At 64.5% G+C, this 17974-nt stretch carries 17 protein-coding genes; 15 read left to right on the forward strand and 2 right to left on the reverse strand.

The window, feature by feature from the left end; translation table 11 throughout:
- Positions 1-3: 3 nt before the first annotated feature.
- The 15 genes from VK98_RS02860 to greB all read left to right on the forward strand — a co-directional run bounded on the left by VK98_RS02860 (position 4) and on the right by greB (position 16997).
- The gene (locus tag VK98_RS02860; RefSeq protein WP_048412574.1) at positions 4-1662 is read left to right on the forward strand and encodes a nitrite/sulfite reductase; all 1659 of its coding nucleotides are present in this window, start codon (positions 4-6) and stop codon (positions 1660-1662) included.
- On the forward strand, positions 1646-2158 hold the full coding sequence (locus VK98_RS02865) for a DUF934 domain-containing protein (RefSeq protein WP_048412575.1): 513 nt from the start codon (positions 1646-1648) through the stop codon (positions 2156-2158). Before VK98_RS02860 ends, VK98_RS02865 begins: the two co-directional genes overlap by 17 nt.
- A 238-nt stretch (positions 2159-2396) precedes the next feature.
- On the forward strand, positions 2397-3071 hold the full coding sequence (locus VK98_RS02870) for an OmpA family protein (protein WP_048412576.1): 675 nt from the start codon (positions 2397-2399) through the stop codon (positions 3069-3071).
- Between the two features lie 173 nt (positions 3072-3244).
- A complete protein-coding gene (locus VK98_RS02875) occupies positions 3245-4180 on the forward strand; it encodes a bifunctional riboflavin kinase/FAD synthetase (protein ID WP_048412577.1) in 936 nt (311 codons plus the stop codon).
- A complete protein-coding gene (gene ileS / locus VK98_RS02880) occupies positions 4177-6954 on the forward strand; it encodes an isoleucine--tRNA ligase (RefSeq protein ID WP_048412578.1) in 2778 nt (925 codons plus the stop codon). Before VK98_RS02875 ends, ileS begins: the two co-directional genes overlap by 4 nt.
- Before the next feature lie 133 nt (positions 6955-7087).
- Positions 7088-7576, forward strand: a complete 489-nt coding sequence (gene lspA / locus VK98_RS02885) for a signal peptidase II (RefSeq protein ID WP_048412579.1) — start codon at positions 7088-7090, stop codon at positions 7574-7576.
- A 27-nt stretch (positions 7577-7603) separates the two neighbouring features.
- Positions 7604-8545, forward strand: a complete 942-nt coding sequence (gene ispH / locus VK98_RS02890) for a 4-hydroxy-3-methylbut-2-enyl diphosphate reductase (protein ID WP_048412580.1) — start codon at positions 7604-7606, stop codon at positions 8543-8545.
- A 160-nt stretch (positions 8546-8705) separates the two neighbouring features.
- Positions 8706-10601 carry a molecular chaperone HtpG gene (gene htpG / locus VK98_RS02895; protein ID WP_048412581.1) on the forward strand — a complete coding sequence of 632 codons (1896 nt, stop codon included), beginning with the start codon at positions 8706-8708 and terminating at the stop codon, positions 10599-10601.
- A gap of 127 nt (positions 10602-10728) precedes the next feature.
- On the forward strand, positions 10729-12234 hold the full coding sequence (locus tag VK98_RS02900) for a hypothetical protein (protein ID WP_048412582.1): 1506 nt from the start codon (positions 10729-10731) through the stop codon (positions 12232-12234).
- Positions 12235-12298: 64 nt separating this feature from the next.
- Positions 12299-13147, forward strand: coding sequence for a ScpA family protein (locus VK98_RS02905; protein ID WP_082158728.1), 849 nt, complete (start codon positions 12299-12301; stop codon positions 13145-13147).
- A 77-nt stretch (positions 13148-13224) separates the two neighbouring features.
- Positions 13225-13758, forward strand: a complete 534-nt coding sequence (locus tag VK98_RS02910) for a GNAT family N-acetyltransferase (protein ID WP_048412583.1) — start codon at positions 13225-13227, stop codon at positions 13756-13758.
- A 67-nt stretch (positions 13759-13825) separates the two neighbouring features.
- A complete protein-coding gene (gene scpB, locus VK98_RS02915) occupies positions 13826-14458 on the forward strand; it encodes an SMC-Scp complex subunit ScpB (protein ID WP_019102634.1) in 633 nt (210 codons plus the stop codon).
- 45 nt (positions 14459-14503) lie between these two features.
- The gene (locus tag VK98_RS02920; RefSeq protein ID WP_048412584.1) at positions 14504-15904 is read left to right on the forward strand and encodes a pseudouridine synthase; all 1401 of its coding nucleotides are present in this window, start codon (positions 14504-14506) and stop codon (positions 15902-15904) included.
- An 11-nt stretch (positions 15905-15915) separates the two neighbouring features.
- On the forward strand, positions 15916-16410 hold the full coding sequence (locus VK98_RS02925) for an NUDIX domain-containing protein (protein ID WP_053077189.1): 495 nt from the start codon (positions 15916-15918) through the stop codon (positions 16408-16410).
- Positions 16411-16442: 32 nt separating this feature from the next.
- Positions 16443-16997: a transcription elongation factor GreB gene (greB, locus tag VK98_RS02930; RefSeq protein WP_048412585.1), complete on the forward strand. Its 555-nt coding sequence runs from the start codon at positions 16443-16445 to the stop codon at positions 16995-16997.
- A gap of 69 nt (positions 16998-17066) precedes the next feature.
- Here the strand turns inward: greB and VK98_RS02935 are convergent, their stop codons facing one another.
- On the reverse strand, positions 17067-17333 hold the full coding sequence (locus VK98_RS02935) for a zf-TFIIB domain-containing protein (RefSeq protein ID WP_048412586.1): 267 nt from the start codon (positions 17331-17333) through the stop codon (positions 17067-17069).
- A 96-nt stretch (positions 17334-17429) separates the two neighbouring features.
- On the reverse strand, positions 17430-17897 hold the full coding sequence (locus tag VK98_RS02940) for a MarR family winged helix-turn-helix transcriptional regulator (RefSeq protein WP_048412587.1): 468 nt from the start codon (positions 17895-17897) through the stop codon (positions 17430-17432).
- Positions 17898-17974 lie beyond the last annotated feature (77 nt).

Below are 17974 nucleotides of genomic sequence, written 5' to 3' on the forward strand. Positions count from 1 at the left end.
ACCATGTATCAATATGATGAAGTCGATCACCGCATCGTGCGCGAGCGCGTGGTTCAGTTCCGCGATCAGACCCGGCGCTATCTGGCCGGCGAACTGAGCGAGGACGAATTCCGCCCGTTGCGGCTGATGAACGGCCTGTACGTGCAGCGCCACGCGCCCATGCTGCGCGTCGCCATTCCCTACGGCCATCTGCGCAGCGGCCAGCTGCGCAAGCTGGCCGACATCGCCCGCCGCTACGACAAGGGCTACGGCCATTTCACCACCCGCCAGAACATCCAGTTCAACTGGCCGGAACTGGCGCGGGTGCCCGACATCCTGGAAGAGCTGTCCACGGTGGAAATGCACGCGATCCAGACCTCAGGCAACTGCGTGCGCAACACCACCACCGACGCCTTCGCCGGCGTGGCCGGCGACGAACTGCTGGACCCGCGGCCCTGGTGCGAAATCATCCGCCAGTGGAGCACGCTGCACCCCGAATTCACCTTCCTGCCGCGCAAATTCAAGATCGCGGTGTCAGGTAGCGTGGAAGACCGCGCCGCCACCCGCGTACACGACATCGGCCTGCACGTGGTGCGCAACGAGGCCGGCGAAGTGGGCTTCCGCGTGATGGTGGGCGGCGGCCTGGGCCGCACCCCCATCGTCGGCGACGTGGTCAAGGATTTTCTGCCCACTCCCCATCTGCTGACCTATCTGGACGCGGTGCTGCGGGTCTACAACCGTTTCGGCCGCCGCGACAACAAGTACAAGGCGCGCATCAAGATCCTGGTCAAGGCGATGACGGTGGAGGGCTTCGCCGCCAAGGTCGAGGACGAATGGCTGCACATCAAGGGCGGCCCGGCCACCTTGCGCGACGAGGACGTCGCGCATTACGCCAGCTTCTTCACCGACCCGCCGTATCTGGCGCTGCCGGCCAACCCGCCCGAACTGGGGGCTCTGCTGGAAGAGGACAAGGGCTTCGCCCGCTGGGCGGAGCGCAACACCCGCGCCCACAAGCGGCCGGGCTATCGCTCGGTGGTGCTGTCGCTGAAGCGCGCCGGCGTGCCGCCCGGCGACATCAGCGCTGAGCAGATGGACGCGGCGGCGGATTTGGCCGACCGCTTCGGCTTCGGCGAACTGCGCGTCGCCCACGAACAGAACCTGGTGCTGCCGGACGTGCCGGAGAAGGATTTGCACGCGCTGTGGCTGCTGGCGCGCGAGCACGGCTTCGCCACCCCCAATATCGGCCTGCTCACCGACATCATCTGCTGTCCGGGCGGAGACTTCTGCTCGCTGGCCAACGCGCGCTCTATCCCGGTGGCGGAGGCGATTCAGCAAACCTTCGAGGACATGGACTATCTGTACGACCTCGGCGACATCGACTGCAACTTCTCCGGTTGCATGAACGCCTGCGGCCATCACCACATCGGCAACATCGGCATCCTCGGCGTCGACAAGAACGGGGAGGAGTGGTACCAGATCACGCTGGGCGGCAGCCAGGGCAGCGCCACCAGCATAGGCAAGGTGATCGGGCCCTCGTTCGCCCAGGCCGACGTGCCCAAGGCCTTCACCACCATCATGAGCGTCTACCTGGAACAACGCGGTCCGGGCGAGCGCTTCATCGAAACCGTGCGCCGCATCGGCATCGAACCCTTCAAGGAGCGGGTATATGCCAAACATCATTAAACAGGGACAAGTCCGGCCGGACGATTGGAATCTGCTGCGCCAGGATGAAAACGGCCAGTTGCCGGAAACCGCGGCGGGCGGCAATGTGATCGTGCCGCTGTCCGATTGGCTGGAGCGGCGGGCGTTCTGGCGCAGCCATGCCGCGCGGGTGGGCGTCTGGCTGGGGCCGGACGACGAGCCGGCGCGGCTACTGGCCGATTTGCCAGAGCTGGAGCTGATCGCCGTCGATTTTCCTGCCTTCACCGACGGCCGCGGCTACAGCCATGCCCGCCTGTTGCGTGAACGCTATGGCTATCGTGGGGAACTGCGGGCGATCGGAGATGTCTGGCAAGACTTACTGCACTCCATGGCGCAAGTCGGTTTTGATGCATTTGCCATCAAGGACGGCAAGACGCTGGAATCTTCGCTGGATGGTTTCAATACTTTTAGCGAAAACTATCAGGCTACCGTGCTGAATCCGCTGCCACTGTTTCGTAGGCGCGTCACATCGCCGTAATGTGTGGTTTATGCGAGACAAAGACCGCAAAAAAACGCTTTTTTTGATGTTTTTTTGCAACGGATTGCTCGCAATCTGTGGCGCCCTAAGTTGACATGGGGTTGCAGCGTTTCTATAGTGCGGGTTAACTGCATAAACACAGTTTGCAGATCACCCTGTTGTTTGCAGTAAAATTGTTCGTGTGGTCTTTGCGTCAGCCCGCATTGCTACCCATTTTATAGATTAAAGAGGGAATAACATGACTAAACAGCTGAAACTGAGCGCCCTGGTTGCTGCTCTGTTGGTTTCCGCTAGCGCTTTTGCTGCTAAACCTGGCTATGCCGTTGACCAGTCCACCGAATCCGTGACTCGCAACAACTACGGCGAGTGCTGGAGAACCAACTTCTTCGACAAGGCCAAAGACGGCCTGGTTGAATGTGGCGACCGCGAAGCTACCAAGGTAGCTGAAGCTCCGAAGCCGGTGCTGGTTTCCGAAAAAGAAAAAGTCACCCTGTCCGCCAAAGTTCTGTTCGACTTCGACAAGGCCAAGCTGCGCGCTGACGCCAAGAACGAACTGGACCCGCTGGTTGAAAAGCTGAAAGCCAACGCTGGCAAAGGCTACCTGAAGTCCGTTGAAGTTGCTGGCTACACCGACTTCATGGGTTCCGCTGCTTACAACAACCGTCTGTCGCAAGAGCGCGCCGACGCAGTTAAAGGCTACTTCGTAGCCGCCGGCGTTCCGGCCGACAAAGTGACCTCCGTAGGTCGCGGCGCCGCCGAAGCCAAGATGACTGCCGAGTGCAAGGCCAAATTCCCGAAATACCAGAAGAAAGGTTCCAAGCAGAACCTGGCTATCAAGGAATGCATCGAGTCTGACCGTCGCGTAGAACTGACCATCGACGCCGTTAAAGAGTCCCTGGTTGAGAAGAAGTAATCTCGACTAGCCGCTCTGTTCAAAAAGCCCCGCAATCTTGCGGGGCTTTTTGCATTGGCAGGCGGACGGACGGCCTCGTTCGCCGTCGCCGACCCAATTGCGTCGCAAGTCTGGACGCTATCCGTGGCAGGCAGATACAATCGAAGGTTTTCAGGACGCAATAAGACCAGCACATGCAGGTATTTTTTGGAGATCCGCGGCGTTATCAGCTGCCAGCCTGCGCCTTGACCATCGGCAATTTCGACGGCGTGCACCTTGGCCATCAGAAAATGCTGCAGCGGCTGCGGCTGGAAGCCGACGCGCGCGGCTTGCCGACGGCCCTGTTGACCTTTGAGCCCCATCCGCGGGAGTTCTTCGCGCGCGACAATCCGCCGGGCCGCTTGTCCACGCTGCGCGACAAACTGGCGTTCTTGCAGCGGCTGGGCCTGGTCGACTATGTGTTCGTCTATCGCTTCAACCGCGGCTTCGCCGGCATGTCGGCGCCGGATTTCATCGACAAGGTCCTGGTGCAGGGCCTGCAGACCAAGTATTTGCTGATCGGCGACGATTTCCAGTTCGGCGCCAAGCGGCAGGGCCATTTCGAGATGCTGAGTTCCTGTCCCCACTTCGTCACCGAGGCGATGCCGACGGTGCTGGCGATGGGCGAGCGGGCTTCCAGCACCTTGGTGCGCGAGCGGCTGGCCGCCGGCGACCTGAGCGGAGCGGAAAGTCTGCTGGGGCGCGAGTACCAGATCTCCGGCCGCGTGGTGCACGGCAAGAAGCTGGGCCGCACCATAGGCTTCCCCACGGCCAACATCCATTTGCCGCATTTGCGTCCGGCCTTGCAAGGCGTGTTCGTGGTGCAGGCGGAAACCGCCGACGGCGTGCTGGGCGGCGTGGCCAGCCTGGGTTTGAACCCGACGGTCAGCGATACTCCGGATTACAAGCTGGAAGTGCATCTGTTCGATTTCGCCGGCGATCTCTACGGCCAGCGGCTGACGGTGCGATTCCTGAAGAAACTGCGCGACGAGGCGCGGTATGATGATTTATCGGCGCTGATCGCTCAGATCGAAAAAGACGCGGCCAGCGCCAAGACCTATTTGACAAGTTTGCAGCGAGAGCAGGCATGAGCATCGATTATCGAAAAACCGTAAACCTGCTGGATACCCCCTTCGCCATGCGCGGGGATCTGGCCAAACGCGAACCGGCCTGGGTCAAGCGCTGGCAGGAGGAGAAGCGCTACGACAAGCTGCGCAAGCTCTCCGCCGGCCGCCCCAAGTTCATCCTGCACGACGGCCCTCCGTACGCCAACAACGACATCCACCTGGGCCACGCGGTCAACAAGGTGCTGAAGGACATCATCGTCCGCTCCAAGACGCTGGCCGGCTTCGACGCCCCCTATGTGCCGGGCTGGGACTGTCACGGCCTGCCCATCGAGCTGATGGTGGAAAAGCTGCACGGCAAGGACATCCCCGCCGCCAAGTTCCGCGAGCTGTGCCGCGAATACGCCAAAGAGCAGGTGGCGCGCCAGAAGAAGGGCTTCATCCGCCTGGGCGTGCTGGGCGATTGGGACAATCCCTATCTGACCATGGACTTCAAGACCGAGGCCGACATCGTGCGCACCCTCGGCAAGATCTTCGAGAACGGCTATCTGACCAAGGGCGAGAAGCCGGTGCACTGGTGCATCGAGTGCGGCTCCTCGCTGGCCGAGGCCGAGGTCGAGTATGAGGACAAGGTGTCGCCGGCGATCGACGTCGGTTTCAAAGTGCTGGACGCCGACAAGGCGGGCGCGGCCTTCGGCGCCGACGCCTCCGGCGCGATGGCGGTGATCTGGACCACCACGCCGTGGACCTTGCCGGCCAACCAGGCCGTCGCCGCCGGCGCCGAGCTGGTTTACCAATTGCTGGACACCCCCAAGGGCAAGCTGATCCTGGCCAAGGACCTGGCAGAGTCCGCGCTGAAGCGCTACGGCGTCGAAACCAGCCAGGTGCTGGGCGAGGCCAAGGGCCGGGCGCTGGAGCTCTTGCAGCTGCAACACCCGTTCTACGCGCGCCAAGTGCCGGTGATCCTGGGCGACCACGTGACCACCGACGCCGGCACCGGCCTGGTGCACACCGCGCCGGCCCACGGCCTGGAAGACTTCCAGGCCGGCCTGCATTACAAGCTGCCGGTGGCCAACCCGGTGGCCGACAACGGCCGCTACAAGACCGGCACCGAGCTGTTCGCCGGCCTGCTGGTCTGGGACGCCAATCCGCGCATCATCGAAACGCTGGAAGAGCACGGCGCTCTGGTGCACAAGGCCAAGCTGGAGCACAGCTACCCGCATTGCTGGCGCCACAAGACGCCCATCATCTTCCGCGCCACGCCGCAGTGGTTCATCGGCATGGACAAGGCCGGCCACGGCGGCGAGACCCTGCGCGCGATCAGCCAGCGCGCGGTGGACGCCACCGAGTTCTTCCCGGCCTGGGGCCGCGCGCGCCTGGACGCGATGATCAAGAACAGCCCCGACTGGTGCGTGTCGCGCCAGCGCAACTGGGGCGTGCCGATGACCTTCTTCATCCACAAGGAAAGCGGCGAGCTGCACCCGCGCTCGGCGCAACTGCTGGAAGAAGTGGCGCTGCGCATCGAGCAGCAAGGCATTGAAGCCTGGTTCAGCCTGGACGCCAAGGAGTTGCTGGGAGACGAGGCCGAGCACTACCGCAAGCTGTCCGACACCCTGGACGTGTGGTTCGATTCCGGCTCCACCCATTTCGCCGTGCTCAAGCAGCGCGCCGAGCTGGCCTGGCCGGCTGACCTGTATCTGGAAGGCTCGGACCAGCATCGCGGCTGGTTCCAGTCCTCGCTGAAAACCGGCTGCGCCACCATAGGCCGCGCGCCGTACAAGCAGTTGCTGACTCACGGCTTCACCGTGGACGACAAGGGCTACAAGATGTCCAAGTCGCGCGGCAACGGCATCGCGCCGGAAGAAATCTGCGGCAGCTTGGGCGCCGACATCCTGCGCCTGTGGGTGGCCAGCGCCGACTACTCCGGCGACATGTCGCTGTCTCAGGAAATCCTGAAGCGCACGACGGAAAGCTATCGCCGCCTGCGCAACACCATCCGCTTCCTGCTGTCCAATCTGTCGGATTTCGATCCGCTGGAACACGCCGTGCCGCTGGCCAATATGGTGGAGCTGGACCAGTACGCGCTGCTGCGCGCGCGCGAAGTGCAGGAGAAGGTGGCGGGCGAGCTGTACTCGCGCTACGCCTTCCACCACGTGGTGCAGGAAGTGGTCGGCTATTGCTCCGAGGATCTGGGCGCCTTCTATCTGGACGTGATCAAGGACCGCCTGTACACCACCAAGGCGGACAGCCACGCGCGCCGCAGCGCCCAGACCGCGCTCTACCACATCACCCGCAGCCTGCTGCTGCTGGTGGCGCCCATCCTGTGCTTCACCGCCGACGAGGCGTGGAACGTGCTGGTGGACAGCGAGGAAGAGTCGACGCTGTATCACGTCTGGCACGAGTTCCCGGCCCAGGCGGCCGAGCGCGAAGCGGCCTTGTCCGCCAAGTGGCAGGCCATCCGCGAGCTGCGCGCCCAGGTCAACAAGCAGATCGAAGCGCTGCGCAGCGCCGATCAGCTGGGCTCCTCGCTGCAGGCCGAGATCGAAATCGAAGCCGACGCCGAGCTGTCGCAGTGGCTGAACGCCTTGGGCGATGAACTCAAGTTCGTGCTGATTGTCTCTAAAGCCAGCGTCAAGCAAGGCGAGCAAACCCGCGTTAGCGTGGCGTCGTCGACGCAGCAGAAGTGCGAGCGTTGCTGGCACTACCGCGCCGACGTCGGCAGCCACGCCGGCCACGGCGCGGTGTGCGGCCGTTGCGTGGACAATATCGACGGCAAGGGCGAGACGCGCCGCTTCGCCTGATCCGCGTTAACGGGACGCGGCGGCACGGCCGGGCCGGAAGCATGGGGCGCTAAGCGTTCCGGGCTTCCGGCGCTTTGATATAGAGTGCGCGGAGTTCCGCTTCGCATCGTGGAAAGGTCTGATGGAATCTGCAATGACTATGCCCAAGGCCAAGCAATGGCCGAAGTGGTTCGCGCTGGCGGCGGTGATCGTGCTGCTGGATCAATTGACCAAGATTTATTTCAACGGCAATTACCAGTACGGCGAAGTCCGGGAAATCATTCCCGGCTTTTTCGGATTCACCTTGCTGTACAATCCGGGCGCGGCGTTCAGCTTCCTGCACGACGCCGGCGGCTGGCAGAAGTATCTGTTTTCCGGGCTGGCCTTCGCCGTCTCCGGCTGGCTGGGCTGGAACATCTTCAAGAACCGCTTCAGCGGGCTGATGAACCTGGCCGCGGCCTTCATCATGGGCGGCGCGCTGGGCAATGTGATAGATCGCATCGTCCATGGCCATGTGATCGATTTCATCCAGGTGCATTACTACAGCAGCTGGTCGTACCCGGCCTTCAATCTGGCGGACTCCTTCATCTGCGTCGGAGCCGCCCTGATGGTGCTGGACAGTTTCAGAAAGCCGCGCGCCTGAGCGCCGCGGCTTGAGCAAGGATTTGTGATGACGAAGACCATCATGCTGGCCAACCCGCGCGGTTTCTGCGCAGGGGTGGACCGGGCCATCGCCATCGTCGAGCGGGCGATCGAACTCTACGGCGCGCCGATCTACGTGCGCCACGAAGTGGTGCACAACCGCTTCGTCGTCGAGAACCTGCGCGCCAAGGGCGCCGTGTTCATCGAAGAACTGAAGGACGTGCCCAGCGGCAGCACCCTGGTGTATTCCGCCCACGGCGTGCCGCTGTCGGTGCGCGAAGAGGCGGCGGCGTTGGGCCTGCAGGTGTTCGACGCCACCTGTCCCTTGGTGACCAAGGTGCACGTCGAAGTCAAGCGCATGAACAAGGCGGGCATGGAGATCGTCATGATAGGCCACGCCGGCCACCCCGAGGTGGAAGGCACCATGGGCCAGGTGGACGGCGGCATGTATCTGGTGGAGAACGTCGCCGACGTCGCCAAGCTGCAAGTGCGCAACCCGGCGGCGCTGTCCTACGTCAGCCAGACCACGCTGTCGGTGGACGAGACTCGCGACATCATCGCCGCGCTGAAGGCGCGTTTCCCCGAGATCTCCAGCCCGAAAAAAGACGATATCTGCTACGCCACGCAAAACCGGCAGGACGCGGTGAAGGTGTTGGCCGACGAGTGCGACATCGTGGTGGTGGTGGGCTCGCCCAACAGCTCCAACTCCAACCGCCTGCGCGAAGTGGCCGCGCTCAAGGGCGTGGACGCCTATATGGTGGACAACGCCGGCCAATTGGTGGAAGCCTGGTTCGCCGGCAAGCGTCGCGTCGGCGTCACCGCCGGCGCCAGCGCGCCGGAAGTGCTGGTGCAGGCGGTGATAGACCAGATCAAGGCCTTCGGCGCGGACAGCGTCAGCGAGCTGGACGGCGTGGAGGAAAACACGGTGTTCGCGCTGCCGCCGGCGCTGCGCGAGGACAAGCGCGCCTGAGCCGGCCCGGCACGGCTTGAAGCGCCAAACCGCCCCGCGATCCCGCGGGGCTTTTTCATGCGCGCGCGGCGGCGATCCCGGGTTGAGGGCAGGGGTATTGAAAAGCCCGCGACAGCCCTTATCTGATGCGCATCGTTGACCAACTATTGTGTAAGTCACCATGAGCGCATTGAAAGAAACCCTGGGTTTTCAGACCGAAGTCAAGCAGCTGCTGCAGCTGATGATCCACTCCTTGTACTCCAACAAGGAAATCTTCCTGCGTGAACTGATTTCCAACGCCTCCGACGCCGCCGACAAGCTGCGCTTCGAAGGCCTGGCCAAGCCCGAGCTGTTCGAGAACGAGCCGGAGCTGAAGATCACCATCGGCTACGACGCCGAGGCGCGCACGCTGACCATCGCCGACAACGGCATCGGCATGAGCCGCGACGAAGTCATCGCCAATATCGGCACCATCGCCAAGTCCGGCACCAAGGCCTTTTTCGAGCAGCTGTCCGGCGACGCCAAGAAGGACGCCAACCTGATCGGCCAATTCGGCGTCGGCTTCTACTCCGCCTTCATCGTCGCAGACAAGGTCACGCTGACCACCCGCCGCGCCGGCGACGCCGCCGCCACCCGCTGGGAATCCCAGGGTGCCGGCGAATACACGCTGGAGCAGGTGGAGAAGGCCGGCCGCGGCACGGAAATCGTGCTGCACCTGAAGGAGGGCGAGGACGAGCTGCTGAACGACTGGAAACTGAAGGGCATCGTCCGCAAGTACTCCGACCACATCTCGATCCCGATCGAGATGAAAAAGGGCAATAGCTACGGCGAGAACGGCGAAGTCATCGTCAGCGACGAGATGGAAGCGGTCAACTCCGCCTCCGCGCTGTGGACTCGCGGCAAGAGCGAGATCAGCGAAGAGCAGTACAAGGAGTTCTACAAGCACGTCGCCCACGATTTCACCGACCCGCTGGCCTGGAGCCACGCCCGCGTCGAGGGCCGCCAGGAATACACCGAGCTGTTGTACATCCCGTCGCGCGCGCCGTTCGACCTGTTCGACCGCGAACGCAAGCAGGGCGTCAAGCTCTACGTGCGCCGCGTCTTCATCATGGAAGACACCGAAAAGCTGATGCCGCACTACCTGCGCTTCGTGCGCGGGGTGATAGACAGCAACGACCTGCCGCTGAACGTGTCGCGCGAGATCCTGCAGGAAAGCAAGGACATCGACGCCATCCGCAACGGCTGCGTCAAGAAAGTGCTGGGCCTGCTGGAAGACCTCTCGGCCAATCAGCCGGAAAAATACACCGAATTCTGGCAAGAGTTCGGCCAGGTGCTGAAAGAGGGCGTTGGCGAGGACATGGCCAACAAGGAGCGCATCGCCAAGCTGCTGCGCTTCGTCTCCACCGCGTCCGAAGGCGTCGAGCCGGCGGTGACGCTGGGCGACTACGTGGCCCGGATGAAGGAAGGCCAGGACAAGATCTACTACATCACCGCCGACACCCTGGCCGCGGCCAAGAACAGCCCGCATCTGGAAGTGTTCAAGAAGAAGGGCGTCGAGGTGCTGCTGCTGACCGACCGCGTCGACGAGTGGGTGGTGGGTTCGCTGTTCGAATTCGACGGCAAGGCGCTGCAATCCGTGGCCAAGGGCGCGCTGGATCTGGGCGCTTTGGAAGACGAAGCCGACAAGGAAGCGCAGAAGCAGGTGGAGGAAAGCGCCAAGCCGGTGGTGGAAAAAGTGCAGAAAGCGCTGGCCGACCGCGTCAAGGAAGTGCGCGCCACCGCCCGCCTGACCGAGAGCCCGGCCTGCCTGGTGGCCGGCGAGCACGATATGAGCGCCCATCTGGAGCGCATGTTGAAGGCGGCGGGCCAGAAGGTGGAAGCCAGCAAGCCCACGCTGGAGATCAACCCCGAGCACGTGCTGGTGAAAAAACTGGCCGAGGAGGCCGATGAGGCGCGCGCCGACGATCTGGCCCAGGTGTTGTACGACCAGGCCCTGCTGGCCGAGGGCGGCAAGCTGGAGGACCCGGCGGCCTTCGTCAAGCGCATCAACAAGCTGATGCTGGAGCTGTCGGCTTAAGCCTGAGGCCGCTCCGATCGGAATGCCCCGCCGCGCGCGGGGCATTTTTTTGCGCTGGCAATAATGCCGCGCCAAAAATCATGGCTGGGCGTATCATCGGCGGCTTCTCTTTCGCTATGACTTGGTCATGATGGAACTGTCGCTGATTCACGCCTTGCCGGAAGGCCCCTGGCTGACATTGGACCTCAAGGCGGTCCAGGCGCAATGGGAGACGCTGGCGGCGCAGCCGGCCGCCCTCGCCGCGGACAAGGCCGGCCAGTGGCTGGAGCAATGGCGGCGCTCGGCCCTGGCGCCGGCGGAACGCCTGCAGCTCTTGCAGGCGCTGCGGGCGCCGCTGGCCGCGCTGGCGGCCAGGCTGGAGCGCGCGGCGGCGAGGCAGGACCCGTCCTGCACCCCGGAAGCGCGCGCGGCCTTGCAGTCGGCCCGCCAATTGCTGCGGCAATGGCATGAGCAGTGCAAGCTGCTGGCCCAGGCCTTCAGCGCGCAGGAGGCCGGCCGTTTTTCCAGCTCGCGTCCGCGGCTGGAGGCCCTGCAACTGGCGCTGGCCAGCGGCTACGACTTGCTGGCCTTGCACGCGCGCGGCTACGCGCCGCCGCACAAGGGCTTCTGGCGCGATTGCCACCGCCTGTACGCCTACGCGCTGGCCCAGGGTTGGGAGGGGCGGCAGGCGTCCAGCAGCGCGCCGCCGCCGGGACTCAGCTATCGCCGCATCATGCTGTTGGGCCTGACCGCCAGCAACCGTTTGGAAGCGGCCAAGATCGCCTTGCTGCTGCAATGGTTGGAGCAGCACGCCGGCCTGCTGCGCGTGGAGCAACTGGATCAGCCTTTGGGCGACGACGGCGCGCTGGCTTTCCGCGCCGACGCCGACCGGCCGGCGCGCTTCTGCGCCGAACTGGACCTGGACGGCGACGGCGTGTGGTGGCGGCTGGACGCCGGCCGCCTGCTGCAGCGTCTGGACGAGCTGGGCCGCCAACGCCAGCGCCAGGGACTGGACGACGGCCACGAAGCCTGGCTGCTGGCGCGACTGCGCCAGGAGTGGGGCGCGCCGCCGCGCCGACGGCACGTCAGGCTGCGCCGGCTCAGCGTCGAAACCGTCGAACTGGTCAGCCTGTTGCCGCGCTGCTGGCGACTGGCCGCCGGCGAGCCGGCCGACGGGGAACTGGAGCCCTGCCGGCTGCAGATCAGCAATCTCAGCGCTTCCGGCCTGCTGCTGCAGGGCGAATCCCTGCGGCAACCCTTGCGCGCCGGCGAAGTGGTGATGCTGCGCCGCCGCGGCTTCGGCTGGCAGCTGGGCCTGGTGCGCTGGGTCAGCTTCGGCGGCGAGGACATGCAGACCGAGTGTGGGATAGAGTTCATCGGCAAGCGGCCGCAGGCGGTCGAGGTCGCCGCGGTCACCAGCCACGCGGCCGGCGGCTTCGAGCCGGCGCTGCGCATGCAGGCCGAGCGCCATTTCCGCCATTCCGGCATCCTGGTGTTGCCGGGCCGCCTGTATCAGGCCATGCGGCCGTTTCATCTGCGCGGCGCCGACGGCGAATGCCGGGTGCGCGCGCTGCGCTTGTTGCAGCAGACCGCGCATTATCAATTCGTCGAGATCAAGGTCGACGAGCTGTTGCCCGCCGACGCGCAGGCTTGAACGGCGGGCCCGGCGGCGGACAAGTTCCGCCACGGCGCCGGCCAGTGCTGGTATCCTTGCCGCCATGAGCAACGCCCCCCTTCCCGAGACCGGGCCTTCGGCCGACGATTTTCAGCTGACCGCGCCGGAACTGCCGGCCAGCGTGCCGATCGCGCACGTGTTCGGCCAGCCGGTGCTGGAAGTGCCGCAGGATCTGTTCATCCCGCCGGACGCGCTGCAAGTGATTCTGGACAGTTTCGAAGGCCCGCTGGACCTGCTGCTTTACCTGATCCGCAAGCAGAACCTGGACGTGCTGAACATTCCGATGGCGGAGATCACCGTCCAGTACATGGCCTATATCGACGCGATGCGCGACGGGCGCCTGGAACTGGCCGCCGAATACCTGCTGATGGCGGCGCTGCTGATCGAGATCAAGTCTAGGCTGCTGCTGCCCAGGCCGCAGCTGGACGAGGAGGGCGAGCCGGACGATCCGCGCGCCGAGCTGGTGCGCCGGCTGCTGGAGTACGAGCAGATGAAGCTGGCGGGGCTGGAGCTGGACAAGCTGCCGCAGGCCGACCGCGACTTCGCCTGGCTGGCGGTGCTGATCGAACAGTCGGCCGAGCAGCGGCTGCCCGACGTCAGCCCGGCGGACCTGCGCCAGGCGTGGATGGCGATTCTGTCGCGCGCACGCCACCATCGCCACCACAAGGTGGAGAAGGACGAATTGTCGGTGCGCGAGCAGATGAGCTGGATTCTGCGCTATCTGGACGGCCGCGAATACGTGCCTTTCGAAGAGCTGTTCGACGCGGACAAGGGCGTCGCCCATCTGGTGGTCAACTTCATCGCGGTGCTGGAACTGGTGAAGGAGGGGATGGTCAAGGTCAGCCAGGAGGCGCCGTACCAGCCCATTTATGTCAGGATTGCGCTGGTCTGAGGCGGGCGCGCGCCGATTTGCACTTGATGTTGGCGCGGCAGCGATTAGGATACAGATATCCATTGCGAGAGCATGCCATGCACATCGAAGCGGCCGACCAGAAGCATCTGCCAGCCTATCGGACTTTTTTCCAGGCCTGCCGTGAGGAAGGGCTGGATTATTACCGCCGCGCCGGCGCGGATTCCGACGCCTGGCTCGGACAATTGCTGCAGCACGCCGAAGGGCGGGCGCTGCCCGAAGGCTGGGTGCCGTGCCGCACCTGGTTTCTGATCAACGGCCGCACCGAGATCATAGGCGCGATCCGCCAGCGGCTGGCCGACAGCGCGCTGATCGTGGAGCGCATCGGCCACATCGCTTTCGAAGTGCTGCCGGCCTGGCGCGGCCACGGCTACGGCCGAGTGCTGCTGCAGTACGTGCAGACCCTGGGCGAGAAGCCGGCGCACGGCAACTGGGTGCTGGTCTGTCCGGCGGACCGGCCGGCCGCGGTGCGCACGGTGGAGGCCTGCGGCGGCCAGTTGCTGGAAACGATGGAGCACGGCGGGCGGGCGTTCCGGCGTTACAGCCTGACCGCGCTGGCGGCCTGGGACGACATGGCGGAAGGATTAATTTAGCCCCGGACGGAGAGTTCATGTAGAATATCCGGTTTCCTGCGCAAACGTGTTTCGGCTTCACGGCTCAATGTCCACCATCACCGACCTAAAATATCTGAAGATCGTGCTGGAGACGGCGTTACTGACCGCGCAGGAACCTCTGTCGGTTGCCATGCTCAAAAAGCTGTTCACCGAAGAGGTGAAAGCCGCGTTGATCAACGACATCCTCGACGATATCCAGAGCGACTGGAGAGGCAAGGGCGTTGAACTGGTCAAATTGGCGTCGGGATGGCGCTTTCGCGCCCGAGCGGAGTTCACGCCATACTTGAACCGCTTGAACCCGGAAAAGCCGCCGCGATACTCGCGCGCGGTAATGGAAACCTTGGCGATCATCGCCTACAAACAACCTGTGACCCGTGGCGATATCGAAGCGATACGCGGCGTATCGGTGTCCACCGGCGTGATGCAGACTCTGCTGGAACGCGGCTGGATCGAAGTCATCGGCCACAAGGACGTACCCGGCAGGCCGGGCTTGTATGCCACTACCCGAAAATTCCTGGACGATCTGGGCTTTGTCTCGCTCAAGGATCTGCCGCCGTTGGCGGAGCTGGGAAGCCTGGTAGTGCCCGAGGCGGCGCCTCGGGATCAAGGCCCGGCAGCGGCCACAGACGACATCCCCCTCGACGATGAGGCGGATAATTTCGAGCCCATCGCAGAATAACATCGACATTCTGCCGGTTGCTCGCACGGAAAGAGCAAAGCACATATGTCTAAAGGACAACGCAATCACGCCCGCCAGCCGGTGGCGCGTGTCAAAGGTCGCGAAACATCCCAAGCGCGCCAGCCGGGCACCGGCGGCGTTCAGCCGCGCGGCAAGACCCAGGGCGGCATGATCAAGAACCGCAACGGCCAGCCGGCCGAGGCCAACGCCAGGCAAGGCCAAGCCCGCGCCAACGGCGGCAAGGGCCGCGCGCCGCAGAACGGCCGCGCCGCGCGCGACGCCTACGGCAACCCGCTGATGCACGAAGGCACGCCGCTGTTCAAGCTGAGCCGCCGCGAGCAGGAACAGCAGCAGATGCAGCAGGCGCAAGGCCGCAACAAGCCGACCTACCAGCGCGACAGCAACGGCGACGTCAACGGCAACGTGGCCTTGGATCACGAGCGCCGCTTCGGCAACAAGAACGCCGCCGCGCCGGCGGGTCAGCCGGCCGCCGGCAAGGGCGGCGCTCAGCCGCGCCAGGGCAAGCCGGAGGGCGGCAGGCCGCAATTGGTGCAGAAGGCCAAGAAGCTGCGCTTGCGCAGCCCCAATCAGGACATCAAGGACAAGGCCAAGCGCCTGCGCGAAGTCCGCGTGGACCTGGACGACATCGAGCCGGTGCGGCTGCAAAAAGCGCTGGCGGCGTCCGGCGTCGGCTCGCGTCGCGAAATGGAAGAGTGGATCGAGGCCGGCCAGGTCACGGTCAACGGCAAGAAAGCCAGTCTGGGCGACCGCGTCGGCCCGCGCGACCGCGTGATGGTCAAGGGCGACCAGATCAAGCTGAAATGGCCGGACCGCCTGCCGCGCGTGATCATGTATCACAAGGAAGAAGGCGAAATCGTCAGCCGCGACGATCCGGAAGGCCGCGTCACCGTGTTCGACCGTCTGCCGCAAGCCAAATCCAGCCGCTGGGTGGCGATAGGCCGCCTGGACGTCAACACCTCGGGCCTGTTGCTGATCACCACCAGCGGCGAGCTGGCTAACCGCATGATGCACCCCAGCTTCGAAGTGGAGCGCGAGTACTCGGTGCGGGTGCTGGGCGAGTTGACGCCGGAAATCATGAAAGAGATGGTGGCCGGCGTGGAACTGGAAGACGGCGAAGCGCGCTTTGACCGCATCTTCCAGAAAGGCGGCCCGGAAGAAGCCGCCAACCAATGGTTCAACGTAGTGATCAAGGAAGGCCGCAACCGCGAAGTGCGCCGCATGTTCGAGCATTTCGGCCTGACCGTCAGCCGCCTGATCCGGGTGCGCTTCGGCAATATCGGCCTGCCTCCGCGCTTGAAGCGCGGCCAGTTCTACGAACTGAACTCCGCTGAAGTGGCGGCGGTGATGAAGTGGTCCAATCTGACCGTCACCGGCGGCAAGAAGGCGCCGCCGGTCAAGAAGGCCTCGGCCAAGGCGCACCGCTGAGCGCGCGCGCGATGCTGTGGAGCCTGGCCGCGCGCGCCTGGTCGCGTTTGCGCGGCGGCGCGGCGCCGGCCCCGGAGCCGGCTCCGCCGGCGGGAGGCAAGCGCCAGCGCGCCGCCATCGCCATCGTCGACGGCGGCCGCATCTTGCTGATGCATCGCGTTAAACCCGGCAAGGACTATTATGTGTTGCCGGGTGGCGGCATCAAGCGTCGCGAGACGGCGGCCATCGCCTGCGTGCGCGAGACGCGCGAGGAAACCGGGCTCAACGTCCGTCTGGGCGGCAGGCTGTGCACGCTGGACGGCAAGGACAGGGTGGAGCACGTGTTCCTGGCTGCCAGCCACGCCGGGGAGCTCAGACTGGGCGGTCCGGAGTTGGCCAAGATGGGGCCGGACAATCGCTACGAGCTTGAGTGGCTGGACCGCGAGCAGCTGCAGCGGATCAAGCTGAAGCCCAAGGGCCTGCTGCCGCATTGCCTGGCCTTGTTGGAACCCGCCGCCGGCCGTTGAGGCTGGCGTTTTTCATGGATGGATGGACGAAGATGAGCAAGGCGTTTACCAAGGAAAACGACGAGGCGGAAGAGGATCTCCCGCTTGAGCGGCGCTTGCCCGCCTCCACCAAGAACTACATCACGCCCGGCGGCTGGCAGCGGCTGAAGGACGAGCTCTATCACCTGGTCAACCGAGAGCGACCGGAGATGGTGCAGATCGTGAACTGGGCGGCCAGCAACGGCGACCGTTCCGAGAACGGCGATTATCTGTACGGCAAGCGCCGTCTGCGCGAGATCGACCGCCGCATCCGTTTCCTGACCAAACGCCTGGAGATCGCCGAGGTGGTGGATCCGGAAACCCGGGAGGCGACCGACCAGGTGTTTTTCTCCGCCACCGTGCTGATAGAGCGCGGCGACGGCAGCGAGCAATTGCTGCGCATCGTCGGCGTCGACGAGATCGATCTGGCGCGCGGCCGGATCAGCTGGATCTCGCCGATCGCGCGGACGCTGTTGAAGGCGCGCGAAGGCGACTCGGTGTTGTTTCGCGGGCCGGAAGGCGACGAGGACATCGAGGTGCTGGAAGTGCGTTACGAACGCATAGACTGAGCTCTTCCGCAGACACGAGGGACAACGGCCCGGACATGAGTCCGGGCCGTTTTTTTATCCGGGGGCGGATCAGTCCAGCAGCTTGCGCAGCCAGCCATGCTTGCCGCCGTGATGGCCTCCGTAGCGGCCGTCGCGACGGTGTTCGTCGTCATGGCCGCGACCGTGCGCGGCCGGCGCGTAAGACGCGGCGGCCGGCGCCGCCGGCGCTTGGGTTTGCAGCAGGCGTTCAAGCTGGCCGGGCGCCAGCCAAACGCCGCGGCATTGCGGGCAGTAATCGATGGCGATGGACAGCCGCTCGCCCATCAGCAGGGTGACTTGGCAACTGGGACAATTCATGGCGTGCTCCTCGGCGCGCCGCAACGGCGCGGTGGTTCGGGAAATGCGCAAGCTAGGCCGCGCTCGCGCATTGCAAACCATGAAGCGGCTACAGGGTCAAGCTTTGCCGCGAGAGGGCGCGTCGTCGGGGCGGGAGTGGGCGGCCAGGCTGCGGTTGATCTGCATCCAGCCGGCGGTGGCCGGCTTGCCGGTCTGCTCGAACGCCGCTTGCAGCAATTTCAGTTGCTCGCGGTGCAGGGCCTCCTCCAGCCTGCGGCCTTCCGAAGTCAGCGTCAGCTGTTTGACCCGCTTGTCGTGCGGCGCGGCCACGCTTTGCACCAAGGCCATTTCCAGCAACTGGCGCAGCGGCATATTGATGGCCTGCTTGGTCACGCCCAGCGCGGCCAGCAAATCCTTGACCGACAGGCCGGGATAGCGGGCGACGAAGAACAGGATGCGGTGATGCACGCGAGCCAGGCCGCGTTTGGCCAGCATTTCATCCGGTTTGTCGGTGAAAGCCTTGTAGGCATGGAAGAAGGCTTCCATGGCGGCGCGCATGTCGTCGGACGGAGATAGGTCAGCCATGTTGACGGAGCCTGTTGTGAGCGGTAGATTGAGTCAATATTATTGACGTTAGTAACAAAGCTGGGGACAAGATTAAT

It is taken from the genome of Chromobacterium sp. LK11 (assembly GCF_001043705.1).
GTDB classification, from domain to species: domain Bacteria; phylum Pseudomonadota; class Gammaproteobacteria; order Burkholderiales; family Chromobacteriaceae; genus Chromobacterium; species Chromobacterium alkanivorans.

Coding starts and splice junctions, on each gene's coding strand:
- lspA (WP_048412579.1), top strand. CDS start 7,088: ATGACTATGCCCAAGGCCAAGCAATGGCCGAAGTGGTTCGCGCTGGCG.
- htpG (WP_048412581.1), top strand. CDS start 8,706: ATGAGCGCATTGAAAGAAACCCTGGGTTTTCAGACCGAAGTCAAGCAG.
- VK98_RS02940 (WP_048412587.1), bottom strand. CDS start 17,897: ATGGCTGACCTATCTCCGTCCGACGACATGCGCGCCGCCATGGAAGCC.
- VK98_RS02935 (WP_048412586.1), bottom strand. CDS start 17,333: ATGAATTGTCCCAGTTGCCAAGTCACCCTGCTGATGGGCGAGCGGCTG.
- VK98_RS02870 (WP_048412576.1), top strand. CDS start 2,397: ATGACTAAACAGCTGAAACTGAGCGCCCTGGTTGCTGCTCTGTTGGTT.
- scpB (WP_019102634.1), top strand. CDS start 13,826: ATGTCCACCATCACCGACCTAAAATATCTGAAGATCGTGCTGGAGACG.
- VK98_RS02920 (WP_048412584.1), top strand. CDS start 14,504: ATGTCTAAAGGACAACGCAATCACGCCCGCCAGCCGGTGGCGCGTGTC.
- VK98_RS02865 (WP_048412575.1), top strand. CDS start 1,646: ATGCCAAACATCATTAAACAGGGACAAGTCCGGCCGGACGATTGGAAT.
- VK98_RS02905 (WP_082158728.1), top strand. CDS start 12,299: ATGAGCAACGCCCCCCTTCCCGAGACCGGGCCTTCGGCCGACGATTTT.
- VK98_RS02925 (WP_053077189.1), top strand. CDS start 15,916: ATGCTGTGGAGCCTGGCCGCGCGCGCCTGGTCGCGTTTGCGCGGCGGC.
- ileS (WP_048412578.1), top strand. CDS start 4,177: ATGAGCATCGATTATCGAAAAACCGTAAACCTGCTGGATACCCCCTTC.
- VK98_RS02900 (WP_048412582.1), top strand. CDS start 10,729: ATGATGGAACTGTCGCTGATTCACGCCTTGCCGGAAGGCCCCTGGCTG.
- VK98_RS02860 (WP_048412574.1), top strand. CDS start 4: ATGTATCAATATGATGAAGTCGATCACCGCATCGTGCGCGAGCGCGTG.
- greB (WP_048412585.1), top strand. CDS start 16,443: ATGAGCAAGGCGTTTACCAAGGAAAACGACGAGGCGGAAGAGGATCTC.
- ispH (WP_048412580.1), top strand. CDS start 7,604: ATGACGAAGACCATCATGCTGGCCAACCCGCGCGGTTTCTGCGCAGGG.
- VK98_RS02910 (WP_048412583.1), top strand. CDS start 13,225: ATGCACATCGAAGCGGCCGACCAGAAGCATCTGCCAGCCTATCGGACT.
- VK98_RS02875 (WP_048412577.1), top strand. CDS start 3,245: ATGCAGGTATTTTTTGGAGATCCGCGGCGTTATCAGCTGCCAGCCTGC.